The sequence below is a fragment of the Microbulbifer maximicatervae (SeqCode) genome (assembly GCF_052467825.1).
This window is the reverse complement of the sequence record NZ_CP174327.1, coordinates 4853388-4877017: the sequence shown is the minus strand read 5'-3', so window position 1 is coordinate 4877017 and position 23630 is coordinate 4853388. Positions and strand designations below refer to the sequence as shown.

General features: G+C 48.8%; 18 protein-coding genes. 10 read left to right on the top strand and 8 right to left on the bottom strand.

Annotated features, from left to right (window positions below; translation table 11 throughout):
* Positions 1–48: 48 nt before the first annotated feature.
* Genes ACJJII_RS21440 through ACJJII_RS21430 form a run of 3 tightly spaced genes read left to right on the top strand, consistent with a single transcriptional unit; the run spans position 49 to position 4280 of the window.
* Entirely contained in the window at positions 49–1434 is a 1386-nt protein-coding gene (locus ACJJII_RS21440; protein WP_444917670.1) for an MFS transporter, read from the top strand.
* A 40-nt stretch (positions 1435–1474) separates the two neighbouring features.
* Positions 1475–2854 (top strand): MFS transporter, encoded by a 1380-nt coding sequence (locus tag ACJJII_RS21435; protein ID WP_444917669.1) that lies wholly within the window; start codon positions 1475–1477, stop codon positions 2852–2854.
* A gap of 52 nt (positions 2855–2906) precedes the next feature.
* The gene (locus ACJJII_RS21430; protein ID WP_444917668.1) at positions 2907–4280 is read left to right on the top strand and encodes an MFS transporter; all 1374 of its coding nucleotides are present in this window, start codon (positions 2907–2909) and stop codon (positions 4278–4280) included.
* A 28-nt stretch (positions 4281–4308) separates the two neighbouring features.
* On the opposite strand, the gene ACJJII_RS21425 is transcribed toward ACJJII_RS21430, so the two are convergent.
* From ACJJII_RS21425 to acnB, 3 genes are all read right to left on the bottom strand, one after another.
* Positions 4309–6108: an alginate lyase family protein gene (locus ACJJII_RS21425; protein WP_444917667.1), complete on the bottom strand. Its 1800-nt coding sequence runs from the start codon at positions 6106–6108 to the stop codon at positions 4309–4311.
* 758 nt (positions 6109–6866) lie between these two features.
* Positions 6867–7673: a sulfotransferase family 2 domain-containing protein gene (locus tag ACJJII_RS21420; RefSeq protein WP_444917666.1), complete on the bottom strand. Its 807-nt coding sequence runs from the start codon at positions 7671–7673 to the stop codon at positions 6867–6869.
* A 124-nt stretch (positions 7674–7797) separates the two neighbouring features.
* Positions 7798–10413 (bottom strand): bifunctional aconitate hydratase 2/2-methylisocitrate dehydratase, encoded by a 2616-nt coding sequence (gene acnB / locus ACJJII_RS21415; protein WP_413662548.1) that lies wholly within the window; start codon positions 10411–10413, stop codon positions 7798–7800.
* A 304-nt stretch (positions 10414–10717) separates the two neighbouring features.
* On the opposite strand from acnB, the gene ACJJII_RS21410 reads away from it, so the two are divergent.
* Positions 10718–11167 carry a DUF1289 domain-containing protein gene (locus tag ACJJII_RS21410; protein WP_413662547.1) on the top strand — a complete coding sequence of 150 codons (450 nt, stop codon included), beginning with the start codon at positions 10718–10720 and terminating at the stop codon, positions 11165–11167.
* Between the two features lie 43 nt (positions 11168–11210).
* Here ACJJII_RS21410 and ACJJII_RS21405 read toward each other — a convergent pair whose 3' ends face one another.
* On the bottom strand, positions 11211–12146 hold the full coding sequence (locus ACJJII_RS21405) for a hypothetical protein (RefSeq protein WP_444917665.1): 936 nt from the start codon (positions 12144–12146) through the stop codon (positions 11211–11213).
* A 220-nt stretch (positions 12147–12366) separates the two neighbouring features.
* Here ACJJII_RS21405 and ACJJII_RS21400 point away from each other — a divergent pair, with 220 nt between their 5' ends.
* Positions 12367–12993, top strand: coding sequence for a MiaE family protein (locus ACJJII_RS21400; RefSeq protein WP_413662545.1), 627 nt, complete (start codon positions 12367–12369; stop codon positions 12991–12993).
* 1879 nt (positions 12994–14872) lie between these two features.
* Positions 14873–15091 (top strand): hypothetical protein, encoded by a 219-nt coding sequence (locus ACJJII_RS21395; protein WP_444917664.1) that lies wholly within the window; start codon positions 14873–14875, stop codon positions 15089–15091.
* A gap of 293 nt (positions 15092–15384) precedes the next feature.
* Here the strand turns inward: ACJJII_RS21395 and ACJJII_RS21390 are convergent, their stop codons facing one another.
* Positions 15385–15645 (bottom strand): DUF3081 family protein, encoded by a 261-nt coding sequence (locus tag ACJJII_RS21390; RefSeq protein ID WP_413662543.1) that lies wholly within the window; start codon positions 15643–15645, stop codon positions 15385–15387.
* Between the two features lie 70 nt (positions 15646–15715).
* Between ACJJII_RS21390 and ACJJII_RS21385 the strand changes: the two genes are divergently transcribed.
* The 3 genes from ACJJII_RS21385 to ACJJII_RS21375 all read left to right on the top strand — a co-directional run bounded on the left by ACJJII_RS21385 (position 15716) and on the right by ACJJII_RS21375 (position 17920).
* On the top strand, positions 15716–16180 hold the full coding sequence (locus ACJJII_RS21385) for a DUF3429 domain-containing protein (protein WP_444917663.1): 465 nt from the start codon (positions 15716–15718) through the stop codon (positions 16178–16180).
* Between the two features lie 54 nt (positions 16181–16234).
* Complete coding sequence (locus tag ACJJII_RS21380; protein ID WP_444917662.1) at positions 16235–16864, top strand: malonic semialdehyde reductase; 630 nt, start codon at positions 16235–16237, stop codon at positions 16862–16864.
* A gap of 75 nt (positions 16865–16939) precedes the next feature.
* Positions 16940–17920, top strand: a complete 981-nt coding sequence (locus tag ACJJII_RS21375) for a hypothetical protein (RefSeq protein WP_413662540.1) — start codon at positions 16940–16942, stop codon at positions 17918–17920.
* 17 nt (positions 17921–17937) lie between these two features.
* On the opposite strand, the gene ACJJII_RS21370 is transcribed toward ACJJII_RS21375, so the two are convergent.
* A complete protein-coding gene (locus ACJJII_RS21370; RefSeq protein ID WP_444917661.1) occupies positions 17938–18393 on the bottom strand; it encodes a DUF2269 family protein in 456 nt (151 codons plus the stop codon).
* A 129-nt stretch (positions 18394–18522) separates the two neighbouring features.
* On the opposite strand from ACJJII_RS21370, the gene ACJJII_RS21365 reads away from it, so the two are divergent.
* Positions 18523–18993 carry a YpsA SLOG family protein gene (locus ACJJII_RS21365; RefSeq protein ID WP_444917660.1) on the top strand — a complete coding sequence of 157 codons (471 nt, stop codon included), beginning with the start codon at positions 18523–18525 and terminating at the stop codon, positions 18991–18993.
* Positions 18994–19383: 390 nt separating this feature from the next.
* Here ACJJII_RS21365 and ACJJII_RS21360 read toward each other — a convergent pair whose 3' ends face one another.
* A complete protein-coding gene (locus ACJJII_RS21360) occupies positions 19384–21312 on the bottom strand; it encodes an FG-GAP repeat protein (RefSeq protein WP_444917659.1) in 1929 nt (642 codons plus the stop codon).
* Positions 21313–21653: 341 nt separating this feature from the next.
* Positions 21654–23564 (bottom strand): FG-GAP repeat protein, encoded by a 1911-nt coding sequence (locus ACJJII_RS21355; protein ID WP_444917658.1) that lies wholly within the window; start codon positions 23562–23564, stop codon positions 21654–21656.
* Positions 23565–23630: the final 66 nt, after the last annotated feature.

Genomic DNA, 23630 nt, shown 5'->3' with positions numbered 1-23630 from the left:
TGGAACAAATACACCATACTGGATATAAAGTACCTGTAGATTTAATCGATGGCATCCAATGAAAGCTCTTTAACTCCCACTCACTACTGGGGGCTCTTTGCCCTGCTACTGGCGGCATTTCTTCTTGCCAATGATTATACGGCATTTTCGCCGGCACTCCCGGCAATTCAAAAGACATTCAATGTCGATATCACCACCATTCATTGGGTCGTTAATGCCTATACCCTGGTGTATGGCGTTTTGATTGTGTCTACTGGCAGGATGGCTGATATCTATGGTCGCCGGCGAATGTTTATTACCGGCATCTATATCTTTACTGCATCTTCCCTTGTTGGTGGGTTTGCGGAAAATATAGGGACGTTATTATTCGCCCGTGCTGGGATGGGGTTGGGAGGCGCCTTGGCCTGGGCTGCGATCCTGGGCATGGTCTTTTCCCTCTTGCCCAGGGAAAAGGCCGGGCTGGCCGGAGGATTGATTCTCACTACAACGGGGTTGGCCAATGCCAGTGGCCCAGTGATTGGTGGCCTGTTGGCTGATTTTGTTAGCTGGCGCTGGATATTATTTATCAATATTCCCATTGCTCTGCTGGTTATTCTTCTGTGCTTGAGAAAATATCCTCCAGCTAATACGCAGAGAAGCACTAAGAAAATTGATTATTGGGGTGTTATTACCCTCTGTGGGTCTTTATTTAGTTTCCTCCTGGCTATGGATCTGGTGGTTCAGTATGGCTTGTCCCACATCTATGTGTGGGGTCTATTAGTACTTTCCATATTTCTCATGATAGTTTTTGCTGTTGTTGAAACTGTTGATCCGAATAACGCACTAATTCCCGGTGAGTTGATAAAGAATAGAGGCTTTATCGCCGCTGGACTCAGTATGTTCTTTGTTGCTATCGCATTCTTTGCAACCCTGGTTTATATCCCGCAGCTATTTATCAAGGTGAAGGGCTTTTCTGCCTTTGGGGCTGGGTTGGCGTTGTTACCATTAATGGTCTGCTCTGGTGTTGTAGCCTATATTTCTGGCGCTTTATACGAGCGGTTGGGCGCCAAGATTTTGATTTGTGCTGGCGCTTTGGGTATGTGTGTAGGGCTGTTTCTACTGTCGGCTGTTGAGCCCCAGGCATCTTATATTCGCTTCCTTCCCGGGCTTTTGATAGTTGGCAGCAGTATTGGCATATATAGTCCTACGATTGTTACAGCGGCAATTAGCGTAGTTGGGCCCAGTGATTCCAGTTTGGCAGGGTCGATTATCTATATGTTTAAATTTGTGGGCGGGGCCCTTGGGTTGGGAGTTAATGCGACTTTACTGGCTATGGCTCCCAACATCGCTGTTGGGATTGAGCGGGCCTTTGTGGTTGATGCTTATCTGGCACTACTTGGGTTCTTGATTTCCATGATTTTCTTTTCTGGTCTTTCTACAAAAACGATTCGTTAATGGCAGCTATTTTCACTGAGAACTAGCCGAGTTTTTAGGTATGGTTGATAAAAAGGCCTCGGTGAAAAGTAATCTATATCTTGGTCTAGGCGCGCTGTCCCTGGCCATCTTTCTTGTGGCCAATGATTTCACTGCATTTTCGCCGGCATTGCCTGTGGTTGAACAAGAGTTCCAGTCAGATCTTACTACGAGTCAATGGGTAATTAGTGCTTACGCATTGGTTTGCGGTGTGTTGATAGTTTCAGGAGGTCGTCTGGCTGATATGTATGGTAGGAGGCGAACATTTATTGTCGGGTTATTAATTTTCATGTTTTTCTCGTTTTTGGGCGGTATTGCTGGAAGTATGGGAATGCTATTGGTTTCCCGTGCATTTATGGGGGCGGGGAGTGCGCTGATTTGGCCGTCTGTTTTGGGGATGATGTACAGTCTGATGACACCGAAGAATGCAGGGTTGGCCGGTGGACTGATTATTACGATATGCGGTATAGCAAATTCTGTAGGGCCATTAGTGGGAGGTTTCCTGGCTGACTATATCAGCTGGAGATGGATTCTATTTATTAATTTACCACTTTCTCTAGTGGTTCTTTATCTTTGCTTCAGAGTGATTCCACCAGATTCGTTAAATGTGCCTAAAGATAAGTTAGATTATCGAGGAGTTGCTCTACTGTCATCGGCACTATTCTCTCTTCTGCTTGCTTTCGACTTTGTAGTCGATGTGGGGTTTAAAAACTATCTGGTGTTTGGACTGTTTATGGCTTTTTTTCTCTTGTTTTGCCTCTTTATATTGGTTGAGGGGAGAGCAGCTGAGGGGGCATTAATCCCTCCAGATGTAGCAGGAAACAAGTCTTTTGTCACTGCAGCCTGTGTCGCTTTGTTAATTGCCCAGTTCTTCTATGCGGGGTTCTTTTTTATCCCGCAATATTTAAGTAAAGTCCATGGAGCTTCTGCAACAATAGCAGGTCTGGGATTGGTTCCACTTATGTTGGCATTTAGTGTATTTGGTTTTGTTGCTGGTAATGTCTATAAGGTGCTGGGAGCCAAGCTAATTGTCTCCATAGCAACACTATTAATGGCTTTAGGTTTATATATGCTGTCTCATATCTATCAGGACTGTCAATATATTCGCTTGGTTCCTGGGTTGTTAATTTTGGGGGCGGGTATTGGCTTATTCAATTCTACTATAATCACGTTTGCAATATCGGTTGTTGATCCGCGCCGAGCAAGTTTGGCCGGAGCAATAATCTTTATGATTCAAATAGCGGGTGGTGCAGTGGGGTTGGGCCTGAATACCACAATAGTCGCAATGGCTGGTGATATATCTTATGGGATTAGTCAGGCATTTACATTAAACGCATACTTGGCGATGTTATCTTTTATTATTTGCGTTTTATTTATAGGGTCTAAGGAAGAAAAAGCTTAACGTCATTTTGTATGTCAATTGGTTTATGTATATGTAAGTACAGGTTTACGCAATGGAAAGACAAGAGGGTCTCTTAGATAAGAATTTATACCTTGGAATGTTGGCTCTGTCTCTTGCCATTTTCCTTGTCGCCAATGATTTTACGGCCTTTTCTCCCGCGCTGCCGGCAATGGAGCACGAGTTCCACTCTGACCTTACAACGACCCAGTGGGTCATTAATGGTTACGCCTTAGTCTTTGGAGTACTGATTATTTCAGGTGGTCGCCTTGCCGATATGTATGGCAGGAGGAGGGTATTCTTTATTGGAACCCTGCTATTTATGGCGTTCTCACTTATCGGTGGGATTGCAGTTAATATGGGAATGTTATTGATATCCCGGGCACTGATGGGGATTGGAGGGGCTATGATGTGGCCGTCGATCCTGGGTATGACCTATGGCCTGATGACTGAAAAGCGAGCGGGTTTGGCTGGAGGGCTGGTGATTACTGTTTGCGGTATTGCCAATTCAGTTGGACCACTGTTGGGTGGTGCGCTGGCAGATTATGCCAGTTGGAGATGGATTTTCTTTATTAACCTGCCGGTATCAGCAGTTGCCTTATATGTTTGCTGGAGAGTGATTCCTGATGACTCTCCAGAAGCTTGTGATGAACGTATTGACTATGCCGGAATCACTTCGCTGTCGATGGCTCTATTTGCCTTGCTGTTGGCATTTGATCTTGTGGTTGATGTCGGTTTCAAAAGCCCATTGGTCCTCGGCCTTATCGCTGCCTTTTTCTTACTTATATGCTTGTTTAGTCTCGTTGAGAAGCGAGTTGGGGCTCAGGCGTTGATTCCACCGGATGTGGCTGGGAATAAACGGTTTGTTTTCGCCTCTATTGCTACGTTATTGATTTCAGCACTTTTCTTTGCGGGATTGTTTTTTATTCCCCAATTCTTAACCCATGTTCGAGGTACCTCGGCGATGAAGGCGGGGATGGGGTTGATCCCTATGATGCTCTCCTTTAGCGTTTTCGGCTTTCTGGCAGGGAAGCTATATGATGTGATTGGAGCAAAGAAGATAGTATCGGCAGCTACTTTATTGATGACGCTGGGAATGTATCTTCTATCTCATATCCACAAGGATACTCAATATATGTCTTTGGTTCCTGGCCTGGTGATATTAGGTGCTGGTATTGGTTTGTTCAATTCCACCATTACCACTGTGGCTATAACGGTTGTTGATAACAGTAGAGCGAGTTTGGCGGGTGCAATCATTTTTATGTTTCAAATAGCGGGTGGTGCCGTAGGATTAGGGTTGAATACAACGATAGTGGCGATGGCCACTGACATGCCATCGGGTATTGAATATGCATTTACTGTAAACGCCTATCTCGCCATGTTTGCTTTTATTATTTGCATTTTATTTGTTGGGGATAAAAAAGCCTGAGGTTTGATTTTAATAACCTATCCGTTGTCTATCTTTCCGCTTCAGTTGTTAATTGATCGGCAGCCTTTAAAGGCAAAGTTTGTGCTTCTTTGCCAAAGTTCCAAAATGGGAAAATTCCCGTTTCGATTGGGAAAACAGGTTTGCATTGGCTGATTAGTACGGCATTAAGTTTTATTTTTAGCTCTCCATAATATTGTCTGTAGGCATAGGCTATTGGGATCAGTCTCTGCCGGTCGAAATACTTGGGGCCCTTGTGGTTTTCGAACGCTTGTAGAAAATTATCTATTCCCTGCTGGATGCCAGTCCCATTTCTTGCTGTGAAGTTCCAGAGATTTTCATCAATTGTTTCTGCGAGACTGGCAAGATAAATCCATGATTGAAGATTGAGGCATTCATAATGAACACTATTTTTACTCTTGGTTTTCGATACTTGGTTATCTGAGTGATCAAACTGCTCTAATATTCGGAAGCGGGAGTCCCTAAGAGTTTTTCTGGCAGTTTGTATTTGATTGAGATAGAGCGCTAAAGCTACAACTTGTAAATCATACTGTGTGCCAAGATGCCCAAGTTTTGGACGCATTGATTGCCCGCGATGACTATCTATCAACCAGCTGAGGTATTGCTCCAGATGGTAGTCTAATCGCTCAACTCCTATCAGGCGAATCTGCTGTTCTTGTTTAAGTTCTCTTAAAGTAGAAAGGGTGTGGGCCAGTAGGTTGGGATTTACAGATTGTAATTGTTTACTGTATTTCGTTTCATTTTTGTCGGGGAATAGCTTGATGAGGCTATTGTCGATAAATTGAATGAATTGTGGCTTCGAGCAGTGGGATTGCGCAAGGGCGACAATGGTCAAATCCTGAAGCAAGCTGTTAATCGAACTGGGCCGCGACCTCTGTTTTGCTTTTACCGATCTTTGCCTGGCCTCTCTTAATAGCATTAGATAGGGAAGGTCGCACCTGTCTGCTGCGGCCAACTTGCTGCCAGGGGCGCTTGTATCGGCGGAAAAGCTGGAATCATCGAGTTGATCCAGCATGGCAAGGATAGCTTCAGAGCGAGTTGTTCCTCGATCCCGGCTGGACTGCTGATCTGTTCGCTCCAGGTGTGGCTTTCCGGAAAATAGTCTGGCTACCCAGCCTCCCTGAGTATAGTGACCTGCGGCTTCCGAGTAATCCGGGCAGGGGAGATCCCATGGGAAAATCGCCCACTCATCCCATTTCCCCGATACGCCTAGCCGCCATAAAAGTTCTACCTTGGGGCGCCTGCCGTAGCAGTAGCGGCTATCAAAAACCTCTGTACTATCAGATCGAAATACTATTTGTGGCTCTTCAGTGGGAGTTGGTTTGAAGTTCTCGCATAGAATGGATTGGTTATCCAGCAGTCTTGTCATTGGAATAACATGGTAGGGGTAAGTGTTGTTGTTGAGTACTTGTTGCTTTATTGCTTGCCAGGCTTTTGGTGTTACGAAGCAATTGCCATCCCAAGGTAAAATCCAGTCGGCTTTTGATTTGCCGTCCTGGAGGGCGAGATTTCTGGCCCCATTATTGTTCATTACATAATTATTTTTATAGCGGTAAAGGCTCAGCTCTGCCTGAGTCGCTAAGTCCTGACGTAATCGTAGCCCTTTTAATTTATAGGGGGCATAGCTGATGGGATGTTCGAGAATGTTCCACTCTATTTTTCGGTAGTCGTCCCAACTAAAGGGGATTCTGATGAAAGTTTGTTGATGGTCGTCGAGCAGTTTAATGATGGCTGCTTCTTCATTAGGGTCGACTATTCGATTGAGGATAAATACTTTTTCGCAGTTGTCGAGTACAGACTCATGCTTCAAAATAAATTCCAGATTCTTGCGGGACTGTCCCACACTATGCCGGGGAGCTAAGTCGTTGCCAATGATTCTGTAGAGGATAAAGGTCTGGATATTATTTGATGTGTTTAGGTAGGTATTGATTGGTGTGGTTTTAGGGTAGGATGGGCGGTTGTAAGGAAAGTAAAAGGTTGGGAAGAAACGATTTCTGTGAATGATGATACGGATTAGAGTTCTGGAGAATTTTAGTGTTTTTCTTTTGAGTTTACGAGTGAAAAATATCCAGCGATTCTGCCACTGTACCCAAAAGGTCTCCTTGTGGGCGGCTATTATCCTTTGTTTAGGCTTGGTGGGTTTCTGCATATATAGATATGTCTTTTGGTTCAGTTCGAGGGCTTTTAATGGTTACTGGCAAGTATAATAAATGCCTTTAATATCAATTTATCCGTGTGAATATGGGCTTAATATAGCAGGTTTGATTTTTGATTGGGATTTCGGGGCTATAAAATACGCCAATTAACGACTAAACCGTAAATAAAGATATCTCCAATTGACTAAGGTGAGGACGTTAACGTATTGAACTCTAACCTGAGTCAGGCTTCCACTTAAACCTTCTCTTCTTTAGTGAAGTACAACTCTCTTTGCGGTGGATAGGATGGTTAGTTTATGCTTATTAATTGAGGCGAGAAGCTGATTGGGTTTACTGGGGTTTGGCCAAGGTGGGCGGGATTTGTATTTTTTTGACTAAGTCGATTTTACTCCCGCTCTTGCTCTTTTGTTTTCTACTGACGATTTTCTTTTGCTGAAAATATTGACCCATGCTTTTCTGTAAATCGTTCGAATATTTCTATATCGTATTTGCAGATATCTTCGATCTTTTTAATGGTTTTGAGGTCGGATTTTATTTCTTGAGCCAGTTTATTGTTGGGGTTTTTGTTGATTTCAGGGATGTTTAACTGTATATCAAAATCCTCTTCGATCTGCTGTGTTAGTAGATCAAGGTGGCCAGTTGTGCCTACAATGGAAAACTGTTGGAGGTTATCCAGGGCCTCTGCAATATGTTCTGATGGATTTCGATTATTAAAGTTAGAAAAATATTGAAGATACTCTTGTCCAGCGTTAATCCCAGTTTTGGAGTCTAAGTATTCATTTAGAGAGAGTGTATTTTTATCCCACTGACTTTTCTTGTAAGTATTGTAGGTATAGAGAGATATCCATCTATCAACAGGATTCCTCAGTACCGTCAAAAAGTTCCACTCGCCGGAGAAATTTTTGACGACATTTGGGCGGCAATATGAATGACCTCGGCCGTAATAGTTCGATTTTATTGATAAGTTGTGGACCATTACGGTTTCTCGAACCGACATCATTGAGATTTTTAATATGTCTGCTGTACGTTTACTTACCGCTCGTTTGATACCAAAACTGTCTAGTTTGTTGGGTTCATAGTATTGAGAGCTAATGGCTGAGTGTAATGAGGAACCGGCACATTTGGGTACGTGACAAAAGAAAATTTTAGGCGGGGAGGTTAATTTTATAGGGAGTTTAGAGAATGATGGGCGAGCCAACTTTTTTAATATTCTTTTCATTTAATGAGGTGCTGCTAAGTTTTTGAAAGGCTTAGTTCAAAGCATTGGAAAGGTTAGTTTAATACATTGTACGGAAACTAAAAAACCCGCCTTTAGGCGGGTTTTTTTGGGGGCTAGTCCGTACTTAAACGGTAACTTCCTGGATCTCAGTCGCAGCGATGCGCTTGCCTTCTTCGGCAGACTTCTGGAAGTCTTCAATCTGATCGAAGTTCAGGTAGCGGTAGATCTCGCTGGACATGGAGTCCAGGTTCTGTGCGTATTCCTGGTACTCAGCCGGAGTCGGCAGTTTACCCAGGATGGCGCCTACAGAAGCCAGCTCAGCGGAGGTCAGGTACACGTTGGCACCATCGCCCAGACGGTTGGGGAAGTTACGGGTAGAGGTGGACAGTACGGTGGCGTTCGGTGCCACACGTGCCTGGTTACCCATACACAGGGAACATCCGGGCATCTCGGTGCGGGCACCGGCAGAACCGTAGATGTTGTAGTAACCCTCTTCCATCAACTGGTGCTCGTCCATCTTGGTGGGCGGGGAAATCCACATGCGAGTGGAGATGCCACCTTTGTGTTCTTGCAGCAGTTTACCGGCAGCGCGGAAGTGACCGATGTTGGTCATACAGGAGCCGATAAACACTTCATCTACCTTGTCGCCAGCAACGTCGGACAGCAGGCGAGCGTCGTCCGGATCGTTAGGAGCACATACGATCGGCTCTTTGATCTCGGCCAGGTCGATCTCGATCACTTCCAGGTACTCGGCGTCGGCGTCCGCTTCCATCAGTTTCGGGTTGGCCAGCCACTCTTCCATGGCGCGCGCGCGGCGCTCCAGGGTACGCTTGGAGCCGTAACCTTCAGCGATCATCCAGCGCAACAGGGTTACGTTGGAGCGCAGGTACTCAGACATGGTGTCTTCGGACAGCTTGATGGTACAGCCAGCAGCGGAGCGCTCGGCGGAGGCGTCGGACAGTTCGAATGCCTGCTCTACAGTCAGGTCTTCCAGGCCTTCGATCTCGAGGATGCGGCCGGAGAAGATGTTCTTCTTGCCTTTCTTCTCAACGGTCAGCAGGCCTTGCTTGATGGCGTAGAGAGGAATGGAGTGCACCAGGTCGCGCAGGGTGATGCCGGGCTGCATTTTGCCCTTGAAGCGCACCAGTACGGACTCAGGCATATCCAGCGGCATAACACCGGTAGCGGCGGCGAAAGCTACCAGACCGGAACCTGCCGGGAAGGAGATACCCATGGGGAAGCGGGTGTGGGAGTCACCACCGGTACCTACGGTGTCCGGCAGCAGCATGCGGTTCAGCCAGCTGTGGATGATGCCGTCAGCCGGGCGCAGGGAAACACCGCCACGGTTCATAATGAAGTCCGGCAGGGTGTGCTGGGTACTGATATCAACGGGCTTGGGATAGGCCGCAGTGTGACAGAAAGACTGCATTACCAGGTCGGCGGAGAAGCCGAGGCAGGCCAGGTCTTTCAGTTCGTCACGGGTCATGGGGCCAGTGGTGTCCTGGGAGCCCACAGTGGTCATTTTCGGCTCGCAGTAGGTGCCCGGACGGATACCTTCAACGCCACAAGCTTTACCAACCATCTTCTGCGCCAGAGTGTAACCTTTGCCGGTGTCGGCAGGTTGCTCAGGCTTGCGGAACAGCTCGGAAGGCGCCAGGCCCAGGGCTTCACGGGCTTTGCCGGTCAGGCCGCGACCGATGATCAGGTTGATACGACCGCCAGCCTGAACTTCGTCCAGCAGTACGTCGGACTTCAGTTGGAATTCAGACAGGACTTTGCCGTCTTCGGCCAGGATCTTGCCGTCGTAAGGGCGGATCTCGATAACGTCGCCCATGCCCAGCTCGTCAACTGGGGCTTCGAATACTAGTGCACCGGCATCTTCCATGGTGTTGTAGAAGATCGGGGCAACTTTACCGCCGATACAAATACCGCCACCTTTCTTGTTGGGCACGCCAGGCATTTCTTCACCGAAGTACCACAGCACGGAGTTGGTGGCGGACTTACGGGAAGAACCGGTACCTACTACGTCGCCAACAAAAGCAACGGGCAGGCCCTTGGCTTTAACTTCTTCGATCTGCTTCAGCGGACCGGTAACACCTGCTTCTTCTGGCTCCAGGCCGTCGCGCTTCATTTTGTACATGGCCAGCGCGTGCAGGGGAATGTCCGGACGGGACCAGGCATCCGGTGCCGGAGACAGGTCGTCAGTGTTGGTTTCGCCAGTTACCTTGAATACGGCAACTTTGATGCTCTCGGGTACTTTGTTGCGCTTGGTGAACCACTCGGCGTCTGCCCAGGATTGCATTACCGCTTTGGCGAATTCGTTGCCGGCTTTGGCTTTCTCTTCCACATCGTGGAAGGCGTCAAACATCAACAGAGTGCCTTTCAGCTGCTCGGCAGCCAGTTCGGCCAGATCTTTGTCGTCCAGCAGCTCGACCAGGGTGGAGATGTTGTAACCGCCCAGCATTTGGCCCAGCAGTTCTACAGCGTGTTTGCGATCGATCAGCGGGGATTCTGCTTCACCTTTGATAATGGCGGACAGGAAACCTGCTTTAACATAAGCGGCTTCGTCAACGCCCGGCGGAACGCGTTGGGTGAGCAGGTCAACCAGTTCCTGTTCTTCGCCTTTTGGCGGATTTTTCAGCAATTCAACCAGGCCGGCGACTTGCTCGGCGTCCAATGGCTTTGGCGGAATGCCTTGTTCGGCGCGCTCGGCGACGTGTTTGCGATAGGCTTCAAGCACTGATAAGTCCCTCTTGGTGTGTGGGGTGGCACCTACAGCGGGTGGAATTCCCGGTCTATTAACTGTCAGCCGGGATTTTTTTTTCGAGGCCGCTGATGGCGGGGGGCGAATACTACAGGAAAGCCCTACTGCTGTTAAGTTTATCGAAAAATCAATAATTTAAGTGAATTATCACTATTTGCTAGGTGAATTTTAGTAGTTTGGCAGCTGGTACTTCCCCCCTTTTCTTGGCGGCGGAAACAAAATAGGCTACGCGCAATTTGAAGGCCGCGCGGGCGGCATAAATAGGTTGGTCGGATAGTTAATGTATAAGAAGGTTCGCACGCCCTGTATCGGTGTTTGTTCCACGGGAATTGGCGATGATGTTTGCCGTGGCTGCAAGCGTTTTGCGCACGAGGTGATTGATTGGAATGCCTACAGTGAAGAGCAGCGCCGGGTAATTGCCGAGCGCCGAGAAGGGTATTTGGTGAATGCGGTGCGCAGCCAGTTGGAGATCGTGGATCGCGAGCTGCTATTGGAGCAGCTTCATCACCAGCGGGTCCGTTTTGATGAAAGTCAAAATCCCTACTGTTGGGTGTTCGAACTGTTGAGGGCAGGGGCCAGCCAGATATCAGACCTCAAGGCTTTTGGGTTGCAACTCACTGCACAGGCGCGCGGCGTCCCACTGGTGGAAATTCGCCGCCTTATCGATGAGGATTTTTACGCACTGTCTGTCGCCTATTACCAGCGCTATGTGGCGCCTGGTATTACATAGGAAGGTTCAAAAGTTGATGGCAGCTCCATTTGAGAGCCTGGGTTTAGCGTTGCTGGCGCAAAAATACTCTGAGCGCCGGTAGAAAGGGCTCACTGGCGATTGCCAGATCCCGCCGCTGGCGCCGCCGACTCAAGCTCGGTTGGTGGTCAACTCGGGTGAATTCAGGCAGCTGCCCAGCCTCATTGGCCTCTACCAGAATCGGCATGGAGGAATAGCCGACCTGATGATATTCCTCTTCCTCACCTAGCTCGTGCCCATAGAAGATTTCCGCTACCTGGAGATTAGGGCGACTCTGTACCTGCACCTGGCGTAAATCCTCCTGCTGGCTTTTGTGTAGCCCGGCGAGTAGCTGGCGCTGATATTGGATACCGGGATCGGACCCTTGAGGGTCGAGCTGCACCAACTTCTTTTCACACCATTTCACCGTGACCTTGCGAATAGATTTACGCGCCTTAATCCATGAAAGGGTGATGGCATCGGGCCGCTTCGGGCACATCAACACCAGGCGGTAGCATTGGCGTAGATGTGCGCGGGGGTACCCGGCATCCGCAAGGGTTTCCCGCACAGTGCGATCCTGCTCTGCTACTGGCCGCTCCGCCAGGGCGCTGCGAAGTTCGGCGATAGCCTTGGCAAAGATCTCTTTGTGGTTATTGAGTTGTTGAGCAAACTCAAGGGCTTTGGTCGGCACCGCCAATAAACCCGGTACCTGTAAAGTAGCGCGGGCATCTCCTCCGGCACTAATGGGCTCCAGGTAGTCGAGTTGAGAGTATAGAGCGCCTGATAGTGAATAGGGGCGTTCAAAGCTCTGATTGAGACTGAGTGCGGCATCCTGTGCGAAAGGGGGCTGAAGTAGATAGTGCTGCCAGGGTTTCTCGGCATTTTGCAGTAACTCCAGGGATTCTCTCAGAGCTTGGGCGGCGCCATGGATATTTTCTAATAGCGGCGGGATAGCTTTTGCCTGGGTTCTGTAGTCATTCATCAGATATGCCGGATAAAAAGTGACTTTTATATTAATGCACTTAATAAATCGTTATCAAGTTGAGTGTATTTATCACTAGGGACCTTCCTAGATAATTGCAGACCCGGTTTGTCAGTCGGGGGAGTAGTGCCCGCTGGTGGTTTAAAAGCGGGCGTTTGTGGCTTGAGGCCGCTATAATCCCGCGCCAAGTTATTTTGCTCCGGTTAAGTTTGTTCGTCCTATGAATGCTCAAGTCCCAGATCTGTCCGCTATCAATGAATTCCTGCTGTGTCCCACGCCCGATGCCTGGGTGGAGGCGGCATTGAAGGAGCCGGAAATGATGCTGATCGATCATGCCAACTGCGAGAAAAAAGCGGCGGGTACTGCCCTGAACCTGATGTTTCGGTATCTGAATGACTTTGAGCTGCTGAACAAAATGTCGCGTCTGGCTCGCGAAGAGCTGCGTCACTTTGAGCAGGTGCTGGCGATTATGGAGAAGCGCGGTATCGCCTATCCTCACGTTAGTGCCTCTCGCTACGCGGCGGGCCTTCGTGCCGAAGTCCGCAGCGCAGAGCCGGGGCGACTGATCGACACGCTGATTTGTGGCGCTATTATCGAAGCGCGCTCCTGCGAGCGCTTTGCACGGATTGCGCCTCAGTTAGATGATGAGTTGCAGAAGTTTTATCTCTCCCTGCTTAAATCTGAGGCGCGTCACTTCCGCGATTACCTGCACCTTGCCCAGAAGGCTTCCTGTGAAGATATTCAACCTAGGGTTCAGGTGCTGCTGCAGAAAGAAAAGGAATTAGTGGAAGGTAGTGATGGACAGTTCCGTTTTCACAGTGGTGTGCCGGAGAATGCCGGGCAGTAATTCTAGCCCGGCCTGCTAAGTTGGCTCAGATTTTCAGGAAGCTTTCGAATTGATGTTTATTAGCTACAAGCTTCCTGATTCTTTAGTGATAACACCAGAATTCTTGCTGCCTAAGCTCACTATATGGGGTCATACCGGCAGTAGCGCTAATCGTTGGTTATGGAATTATCGTAGGGCTGCTTGGTAGTTCTGTTACCTTTACCCGACCCGACCCGACCCGACCCGACCCGACCCGACCTGACCTGACTCTACGTTTGTGCCCTAAAAATCAGCACAGGTCTCTTTGGGATCTCGCCGGTACAAGTCGATATCGACCGATCGAACGCTATAAGTAAGCGGGGTGAGTAGTTATAAACTAATACTAAAAGGTATTTGTAAGCTGTACCATCGTAAGCACGCTAGAAGATTAAACTCGTACACTAGTGCCTGTTCAGCAATGCCTTGTTGGCCAATCTTGAAAAACTTACGTACTGTACAGTGGATTTCTACTGACCATCCTTCCGTAAAAATTATAATTTAGAGCCAATGTGTGGAAGTACAGTTTTTTAGTGCCGCCTTTTGAAGGTTTACGTGCCGTTTCTTAATCAGCTTTTTATTTTTAATCAGTTATTCTGTAATCAGAAAGCATAAGTGGTTTATGGGCATCTTTGTCTGAGTGATTCAAGGAAGACGAAAGTGGCTCGTTGGATGCTTTTTTGTAGTGCATTAAGGGTTAATGAAACTGCTTAAAGACATATTAAGAGAGGGACACTAGGCAACGGGCTAATTTCAGGAAGTTTTAGGCTGCCTGAGAAATGCACCAAAACGGGGAAGCCTGGGGCGGTATACCTATTGGTGTTACTGCAGGGGCCGCATTCGACGATCTTGGAGCACTGAAGATTGAGGAGCGTAATGATCAGTCAGGATGATTGTTATGGTGAGTTTGTACCAGGTAGCCCAGTATTTCTTCCCTCCTCCCCCAGAAAATGTAAATAATGGAAAAACTATCTTTCATTTCCAAGAAATATACAGATGCTGAGAGAAGCACAGAGGCAAGGCTGTCCCGTGCTTTACTCAATAATTTTGCACAAGATCTCATAAAGCAAAACGGTATTCACGGTGGGGTTGATCACTTAGACGCCGTAGTATTTTAGTTTGCAGAAAATATAAAGATCTTGGGGCGCTCTCCAGTAGATATGATCATGATTTACATTTATCCTTGGCGAGAAGGTTGTATCAATAAAGCCATTAAAGAGTTCTGTTAGGGTGTGAGGCTATTTGGCCTTCCTCGAGAAGGACTGAAAAAAAGACATGGCAAGCTTCCAACTTTACTCTGGCGAAAAAGGTTATATTTTGCCGTTTGAACATCAATATAGCTAACTCTGAATCAGTATTGGTGCTCAAGATGATCTTTTGTGTGACCAATGATGTTGCTAAGAGCAAGCTATTTCAAAGCTGTAATTGTTTATTGGCTCCTGAGGATGTTAAAAAATATTTGCATGCAATGAAATGTAAAGGTTGATATTAAAGGGAGGCTGGGGAGATGGTGTTATTTGGGACTGGTGTTTGACGAAATATCTGGTTATGGATAACCAGATATTGGATTTTTTAAACACAATTCCACCATGTTGGCAGGTGGTGGTCCTATGCTTTTAGACTTGGTAGAAAAGTACTAGGCGCGTATCCCAGTGATAACTCTGAACCTTTTGGAGGTGTTGATGCCTTTTAGGTTTTAGGGAGTTTGAATATGATTCAGAGGATATTGGCAGCCGCAGGTTTAATCTAATAGGTTTGAAGGCTGTTCAAATATGCATTAATGTGGATACTCCAAAAATAGGGAGGTTTTTGGAGGATGGGACGATAGGAAGATGGATAACTTGATCAATTAGGAAGAATATTAATGAAAGTTATATATAAATTGTTTTTTATGGTTTTAACCGTCAGCGTATGTTTTGCTGGGTCAATACATGAGGATGTGATTCACTCTCAGGCATCTGAAGAAGGGAAAACCTTTTCAGTAGACATGTTAACGGCTGAAAGTGATGTGTCTGGTGCAGTGACAGATAATGTTGCTAATATTCTTGGGGCAATAATTAAAATTCTACTGGGAGAGGTTTAACATTTAGCCCAGCGGACTTTGGGTGAAATGATGGGGTAATGTTTCGCTGGGCTTCAAAACTCTGTGCCAGCTGTATAAGTCCATAAGGTGATCAATTTATCTGGAAGATAACTGCGGTAGTATTAGGCTGTAATTTTAAACCGGATGCGTTTGGTTTTTTAAGTTTGGTGGCGGATAGTGTCTCCATTCGTGCTTGCGGTGTTCTTTTAGTGAATATCGAAGAGTTACTCTCAACGTGTCTCATTTCGGTGTTTAAAATTTATCTCTGCTTGAGGTTCCAAGGCTCTTTTCTCTTATCCTGAATCAAGCTTTTTCAATAGCCGAATAAACTCTTCAAGCTCTTTACTGCTGGTGGAATCCACAGAAAATTTATTGTGAAAAAATATGGTGAGTTTCACTTTGGGGGAATTGATGAAAACCGTATAGCCGTCAAAGTCAGTGCTGACTGCCAGCCCCTGGTAATGCCATTCGTTACCTTCCTTGCGCCCCTCCTTTGTCGCCCTATCAAACACCCGCAGCGCTTGTTTGACGTCAATCTTCTGTTCGGCATCCATTGCTGCTTGCTCCTGCCGCTAAGCTTGTTGTTTGAGACGAAACTGTCTTTGACTTGGAAGCTTAGACGACATGGACACTGACATCCATCACTACCCACCAGTCGATACGCGGCTGTTTGACTGGCTGGCTTACCTTGGTTTGATTCCATTTGTCGCAGGAATCATTATGCAGTGGTTAGGGTTTTCTCTTTGGGGAGTGACTCCGCGCCTACTGTTCACCGCCTACAGCGCCGTGATTCTGAGTTTTCTTTGCGGTGTTTGGTGGGGTGCTGCACTCAATCAAGTGGGGCATCCGCATAGGATGATTTTAGCGCTACTGAGTAACCTGGTGACGTTGGTGGGGTGGGTGGCGCTGCTGATGTTTCGCACCACTTGGGCGCTACCGGTATTACTAGTTGCTTTCGGTTTTGTTGTCTGGGCCGAGGCCCGGTTGAACCCCAATCTGCCCGGGCGGGATCAGTATTTCCGCACCCGCAGCATCGTGACCTACCTAGTGATGGCCTGCCATCTTCTAATGATTCTGCTGCTCCTTTGAAATGTCTGGCGCAAACTAAACTGTTACCAGCGAAGTTATTTTGGGGTAGCTCTTATGCAACCTGTTTCCTCTGAGGTGCTCGACCAGCTATTCAACAAAGCCCGAACCCATAGTCATTGGCAGGATAAGCCGGTTTCAAAAGAGGTTTTGAAACAGCTTTACGACTTGGTCAAATTCGGACCCACCAGTGCTAATTGTTGCCCTATGCGATTGGTGTTTGTTGTAAGTAAGGAGGCTAAGGAGCGGCTAAAGCCAGCGCTTAATGAGGGAAATATTGAAAAAACTATGCGGGCTCCGGTGACTGCCATTGTTGCTTACGATATGCACTTTTATGAACACCTTCCGGAGCTCTATCCCCAGACTCCTGCGCGGGAATGGTTTGCCGATAGCCCCGAATATGCCGAGGTTACCGCATTTCGTAATGGTTCCTTACAAGGAGGCTACTTTATTTTAGCGGCGAGGGCCCTGGGGCTCGATTGCGGCCCAATGTCGGGGTTTGATAACGCATTAGTTGATGAGGAATTCTTCAGTGACAAATGCTCAGCACCGGCTTTTCTGCCGGAGCACTTTCCTGATTGTCATATTAAGTCCAATTTCTTGTGCAATCTTGGCTATGGCGAAACCGACAAATTATATCCGCGCAACCCTCGGTTGGATTTCGATGAAGTGTGCAGAACTCTGTAAATTGTTGTGTTTAACATAATTCGTATTTTTTAATGCGGGTTAATGGCAGTGGATCAAGAATTTAGGTGTGATTAAGTGGTTCTTAAACGATCTCAGCGGTTGATTGACCCGGAAGAATATTTTTTACCTCGGCAAGAGGACGCGCTTTATGAGTTGTTTGGCCGGGACATTAGCCGGGCTGTGGTTGAGCGATTTTTGTCGATGCAAGATGAGGAATACTTCCGCTGTGTCAGTTCGGGAAATTTCGGTATCTATGCCGCAGACCAACTATTGATAGATTGCTATGCAAAAAAAATTAATGAGCAGGCAATCCTCGATGAAAAGTTGTTGTTTAGTCGAGAAGAGCTGGAGCCGATTATTCAGGCATATAGAGCGGAAACACTTTATATGAACCTGGCAATGGACAACGCAGCGCTGCCACACGATGTAATTACCACCGAGGAATTTGTCTTACATCTACAGGCGACCATTCTTAAGGCGTTGGAGAAAAAGCGGGATGCTGATGATTTTATCGTGGTTATCCCGACCACCAGCTACAAAGGGGAGCTCATTCCCAAGGCCATTTGCAGTAAAGCCAAGTTGAATGATGAAACCTTTGAGCGTCAATTCCAGTTGGGGCTTGTTCGCAATCAACACCTGCAATATGTCTTAAGTAAATCCTACTTGTGGACCCTGGCACATGCCTGGCCCTTTATAACGGGTTCGGAAGTGGGGGAGGGGTTGTTCAAAGGGGTGGTATTTCGGCAGTTTGATCTAGGTTTTGGCACTATAGCCTCGGATCTAGACAGTGATACCAATGTATTTGTGATTACAGATGCAAGTTGTACTGGTGGTGAGGCAGAGCATATTCGCAGCCGTCTGTTGAGAATGGATAGGCATGAACGCTCGGCGATTATTGTTCCTTTATGTAAGAAGGAAGCGATACATCGTTTGGATAAAAGTGCGGAAGGTAATGCAGAAATTGTGTCTGGGGTAGTCCTGGATGACTTCAAGCGGCAGTGGAAAGATGTTGGCCATCGAGCGAGCTATAAGACCCTCAGGGGGGCGAAGAGGTGATGGCCTGGCATGAGTCCTTATAATGCCGGCTTAGACACCATCAGATAGACAATGGCAACGGTCATGGGAAATGCGATAGCCCCGAGCAGGCACCAAGCCATCATTAGCTTGCGCATTTTGTCTATATTACCGTCTTCTTTGGCATGTTTACGCAGCTGGTACTGAAGGTAAACAACCGGCAGCCACAACAAGAACACGGTTGCGCTGAGCCCGGCGGCTAATTGCAGCCAGGCTTGTAGCATCCAGCTTGGATTAATCAGTAGCATACCCACCGCACTACCGAATAGACCAATTACCGCCGATCCGGTAAATATCCAGTCTGCCTGTACCGTTTCCCGGCTAACCCACTGCATAACTTGGGCATTTCCGGACAGCCAGCCCCTCAGGGTGTACCAAGCGATGCCGGTCCCTGTGCCGAGTACGATTATGGCGCAGAGGATATGCAGTGTTTTCAGTATCAGATAGTAATTCACAGCGCTGCCGGCCAGACTAAAGTTGGAGATAAATTAGTGGCTGCGGTCGTTAATTTCAATGCCAATTATCGCTGCCTTGATATCTGCTAGCTCGAGCTAGTAGGACGATAAACGATATGGGGGAGAAAAGTGATCTTCCGACCGGAGAAAATTATCAGTGGTGGTCAGACGGGGGCGGATACCGGTGGCCTGCTGGCGGGGCAGCGCCTGGGAATTGCCACCGGTGGCACAGCACCGCAGGGTTACTGGACTGAGATCGGTGATCGGCCGGATTTTCTGAAAGGGCTTGGGCTGGTTGAAAACACGTCCCCGGATCTGGAAGAGCGTACTCGTGAGAATATCCGCAACTCTGATGCCACTGTTATCTTCACAACCAATCCCAGTAGTGATGGCACCCTGTTTACTATTGAGTTCTGCCAAGCATCGGGGAAACCACACTTGGTAGTCAATCCGACTGATGCCGATCGAGTACAATTGGTGCGTGACTTTATCCTCAAGAATCGTCCGCAGACGCTCAATGTGGCGGGTAACCGTGAATCCAACTCCCAAGGGATTACTGAAATTACCGCAGAGACAATCCAGAAAGCGCTAACTGGTTGAGGCCTGAGTATCCACATCAGGTGTTGCCTATTAGCCCTAAAATCCCTCACCTTTAAGGTATCTAGGGATTTTTAGGGTAGCGTGAGAGGCCGTTAGTAGATGCAGACAGCACCAGCCCCCGATAGGGCTCTGACGACTAAGGTCGCAGAGTGCAAATGCAGTGCGCCTGGAGTTGAGTTGGTATTTCAATGTAGCGGGTGTAGCCCTGGAAAAAGCGTTTGGAGGGAGTGCTTGAAGGGTCGCTACAGGGGAGTGGACGAAGGCAGCTTCTTGCTGAAAAGCTGAGGATATTATGAATTTCAGTAGCTTGCAATCACCCTACAGCTATCCGATGGATACTAATACCCCCCGCTTTAAAGGCAGGGGGAGGGTTAGGGTGTGCAAAAGTAATCAGTAAATATAGACTGCGCCGGAGCTTGGGCCGCTATTATCACTCTGATCGCCATTAATCCCGCTGCTTTCCCCCATAGCACCCACTACCAGGGTGTGGCCATCGGCACTGAGGCTGACAGAGCTACCGAAGAAGTCATAGGCCTCGGTATTACTGGATTTGAGATAGGCTTGTTGTTGCCAGGTGTTGGCCTCACGCACAAACAGGTAAACCGTGCCAGAACCAAAAGCCCCATTGTTGAGCTGATCGCCATCGACACCCTGGGCGCTGCTTTCTTCAAGAGAAGCGCCAACGGCCAGGGTGTGGCCATCGGCACTGAGGCTGACAGAAGTACCGAAGCTGTCATCGGCACCGGAATTACTGGCCTTGAGGTAGGCCTGCTGTGCCCAGGTATCGCCCTCCCGTACAAATAGGTAAACCGCGCCAGAATGCATAGCTTCATTGTTTAATTGATCGCCATCGATACCCTGGGCGTTGCTGCTTTCAAAAGAAACGCCGACGGCCAGAGTGTGGCCATCGGCACTGAGGCTGACAGAGCTACCGAATAAGTCAAAGGCATCGGTATTGCTGGCCTTGAGGTAGGCTTGTTGCGCCCAGGAGTCGCCCTCCCTTGCAAATAGGTAAACCGCGCCAGAAAGTGAAGTGTCATTGTGGAGCTGATCGCCATTAACACCCTGAGCGTTACTGCCCTCATTGGGGGCACCGACGGCCAGGGTATGGCCGTCGGCACTGAGGCTGACAGAGCTACCGAAGATGTCAAAGGCATCGGCATTACTGGCTTTGAGGTAGGCCTGTTGCGTCCAGGTATCGTCTTCCCGCACAAACAGGTAGACTGCGCCAGTTTCTCCAGCTTCATTGTTGAGCTGGTCGCCATCAATACCCTGGGCGCTGCTACCCTCACCAGCAGAACCGACAGCCAGGGTGTGGCCATCGGCACTGAGGCTGACAGAAAACCCGAAGCTGTCATCGGCATCGGTATTGCTGGCCTTTAAGTAGGCCTGTTGCTTCCAGATGTCGCCGTCCCTTACAAAGATGTACACCGCGCCAGAAGTGGTTGCTTCTTCGTTTTGCTGATTGCTATTGATACCAATCGCGTTGCTGTCCTCGCCAAAAGCACCGACGGCCAGGGTGTGGCCATCGGCACTGAGGCTGACAGACCTACCGAATAAGTCTAAGGCATCGGTATTGCTTGCTTTGAGGTAGGCCTGCTGCACCCAGGCGTTGCCCTCTTTTGCAAACAGGTAGACTGCACCAGAAGATGAAGCTTCATTGTTGAGCTGGTCGCCATTGATACCCTGGGCGCTGCTGTCCTCGCCAGCAGCGCCAACGGCCAGGGTGTGGCCATTGGCACTGAGGCTGATAGAAGTACCGAAGTAGTCATAAGTGCCGGCATTACTGGCCTTGAGGTAACCAATGGCAGCAACCAGGGTGTCGCTTACGGCGATAAGGTCTGAGTTGGTGCACTGCTCCTGTTCTCCCTCCCCATTACAAGCTTGTAGCAGGTACTGGGCATTTGCCCGTGCGTAGAGCGGGACTTCCAGCGCTATGGTTTCACTCCCCTGGGGGATATTCTCAGCGACAGGGGTAAAGCCGGAGAGCCCATCGGGGTTCTCCAGTAAGTGGTAATGACTGGCGTTGCCGGAGTCAGTCCAATTAAAGCGGAACAGCTTAACGGGCTCAAAGCTCAGGGTGAAACCCTGTGGTGCATCGGGTGTATCAGGAGTATCAGGAGTATCAGGAGTATCAGGAGTATCAGGAGTATCAGGAGTATCAGGAGTATCAGGAGTATCAGGAGTATCAGGAGTATTCGGTACGACAGGTGTCTCTTCGTTGTTGCTTGTGTCGCTACCGGACCCTCCACCGCTGCAAGCGGTAAGGAAGGAGAGGATAATCATCATAAAGATGGCTTTAAAGAACTGCGGGGGCATAGCGATAGGGTCTCTAGGCTTTTAAATACAACCACTTAATTATTCATATCGCCCATGTTGTTTCTTTAGGTTTTGGGCATTTTTTATAGGTCGCAGAGTGCAAATGCAGTGCGCCTGGAGTTGAGTTGGTATTTCAATGTAGCGGGTGTGGCCCTGGAAAAAGCGTTTGGAGGGAGTGCTTGAAGGGTCGCTACTGGGGACTGGATGAAGGCAGCTTCTTGCTGAAAAGCCGGGGGTATTATGAATTTCAGTAGCTTGCAATCACCCTACAGCTATCCGATGGATACTAATACCCCCCGCTTTAAAGGCAGGGGGAGGGTTAGGGTGGTATGCAAAAGCAGTCAGTAAATATAGACCGCGCCGGCACTTGGGGCGCTATTGTCACTCTGACCGCCATTAATCCCGCTGCTGTCCTCCCTAGTTGCACCCACTACCAGGGTGTGGCCATCGGCACTGAGGCTGACAGAGCTGCCGAAGAAGTCAAAGGCATCGGTATTACTGGGCTTGAGATAGGCCTGCTGCGCCCAGATATCGCCCTCCCTGACAAATAGGTAGACCGCGCCAGCATCTGTAGCTTCATTATTTAGCTGGTCGCCATTAATACCCCGGGCGTTACTGTCCTCGCCATAAGTACCGACGGCCAGGGTGTGGCCATCGGCACTGAGGCTGATAGAAATACCGAAAATGTCATCGGCATCGGTATTACTGGACTTGAGATAGGCCTGCTGCGCCCAGATATCGCCCTCCCTGACAAACAGGTAGACCGCGCCAGCATTTTCAGCTTCATTGTTAAGCTGATCGCCATTGATACCCCGGGCGTTACTGTCCTCGTAATAAGTGCCGACGGCCAGGGAATGGCCATCGGCACTGAGGCTGATAGAAGTGCCGAAGAGGTCATCGGCATCGGTATTACTGGACTTGAGATAGGCCTGCTGTGCCCAGATGTCGCCCTCCCTGACAAACAGGTAGACTGCGCCAGCATTTTCAGCTTCATTATCGAGCTGGTCGCCATCGATACCCTGGGCGCTGCTATCCTCGCCATTGGCACCGACGGCCAGGGTGTGGCCATCCGTACTGAGGCTGACAGAGCTACCGAAGATGTCAAAGGCATCAGCATTACTGGCTTTGAGATAGGCCTGCTGCGCCCAGGTATCGTCTTCCCGCACAAACAGATAGACTGCGCCAGCTCCAGGGGCTTCATTATTGAGCTGGGCGCCATCAATACCCTGGGCGCTGCTGTCCTCACCATCAGCACCGACGGCCAGGGTGTGGCCATCGGCACTGAGGCTGACAGAATCCCCGAAGTTGTCAAAGGCACCGGCATTACTGGCCTTGATGTAGGCCTGCTGCGCCCAAGTGTCGCCTTCCCGTACAAACAGATAGGCTGCGCCAGCTCCAGGGGCTTCATTATCGAGCTGGTCGCCATCGATACCCTGGGCGCTGCTATCCTCGCCATTGGCACCGACGGCCAGGGTGTGGCCATCCGCACTGAGGCTGACAGAATTACCGAAGAAGTCAAAGGCACCGGCATTACCGGCTTTGAGGCAGGCTTGCTGTACCCAGGCGTTGTCTTCCTGCACAAATAGGTAGACCGCGCCAGCATCTGTTATAGCTTCATTGTTGAGCTGATCAACACCAATAATACCCTGGGCGCTGCTGTCCTCCCTACTTGCACCGACAGCCAGGGTCTGGCCATCGGCACTGAGGCTGACAGAAAAGCCGAAGAAGTCATCGGCATCGGCATTACTGGCCTTGAGGTAACCAATGGCAGCAACCAGAGTGTCGCTTACAGCGATAAGGTCTGAGTTGGTGCACTGCTCCTGTTCTCCCTCCCCATTACAAGCTTGTAGCAGGTACTGGGCATTTGCCCGTGCGTAGAGCGGGACTTCCAGTGCTATGGTTTCACTCCCCTGAGGGATATTCTCAGCGACAGGGGTAAAGCCGGAGAGCCCATCGGGGTTCTCCAGTAAGTGGTAATGACTGGCGTTGCCGGAGTCAGTCCAATTAAAGCGGAACAGCTTAATGGGCTCAAAGCTCAGGGTGAAACCCTGTGGTGCATCGGGTGTATCAGGAGTATCAGGAGTATCGGGAGTATCGGGAGTATCAGGAGTATCAGGAGTATCGGGTGTATTCGGTACGACAGGTGTCTCTTCGTTGTTGCTTGTGTCGCTACCGGACCCTCCACCGCTGCAAGCGGTAAGGAAGGAGAGGATAATCATCATAAAGATGGCTTTAAAGAACTGCGGGGGCATAGCGATAGGGTCTCTAGGCTTTTAAATACAACCACTTAATTATTCATATCGCCCATGTTGTTTCTT

Coding starts and splice junctions, on each gene's coding strand:
- ACJJII_RS21385 (WP_444917663.1), top strand. CDS start 15,716: ATGGACACTGACATCCATCACTACCCACCAGTCGATACGCGGCTGTTT.
- ACJJII_RS21405 (WP_444917665.1), bottom strand. CDS start 12,146: ATGAATGACTACAGAACCCAGGCAAAAGCTATCCCGCCGCTATTAGAA.
- ACJJII_RS21390 (WP_413662543.1), bottom strand. CDS start 15,645: ATGGATGCCGAACAGAAGATTGACGTCAAACAAGCGCTGCGGGTGTTT.
- ACJJII_RS21440 (WP_444917670.1), top strand. CDS start 49: ATGGCATCCAATGAAAGCTCTTTAACTCCCACTCACTACTGGGGGCTC.
- ACJJII_RS21420 (WP_444917666.1), bottom strand. CDS start 7,673: ATGAAAAGAATATTAAAAAAGTTGGCTCGCCCATCATTCTCTAAACTC.
- ACJJII_RS21435 (WP_444917669.1), top strand. CDS start 1,475: ATGGTTGATAAAAAGGCCTCGGTGAAAAGTAATCTATATCTTGGTCTA.
- ACJJII_RS21355 (WP_444917658.1), bottom strand. CDS start 23,564: ATGCCCCCGCAGTTCTTTAAAGCCATCTTTATGATGATTATCCTCTCC.
- ACJJII_RS21410 (WP_413662547.1), top strand. CDS start 10,718: ATGTATAAGAAGGTTCGCACGCCCTGTATCGGTGTTTGTTCCACGGGA.
- ACJJII_RS21380 (WP_444917662.1), top strand. CDS start 16,235: ATGCAACCTGTTTCCTCTGAGGTGCTCGACCAGCTATTCAACAAAGCC.
- ACJJII_RS21430 (WP_444917668.1), top strand. CDS start 2,907: ATGGAAAGACAAGAGGGTCTCTTAGATAAGAATTTATACCTTGGAATG.
- ACJJII_RS21395 (WP_444917664.1), top strand. CDS start 14,873: ATGAAAGTTATATATAAATTGTTTTTTATGGTTTTAACCGTCAGCGTA.
- ACJJII_RS21400 (WP_413662545.1), top strand. CDS start 12,367: ATGAATGCTCAAGTCCCAGATCTGTCCGCTATCAATGAATTCCTGCTG.
- ACJJII_RS21360 (WP_444917659.1), bottom strand. CDS start 21,312: ATGCCCCCGCAGTTCTTTAAAGCCATCTTTATGATGATTATCCTCTCC.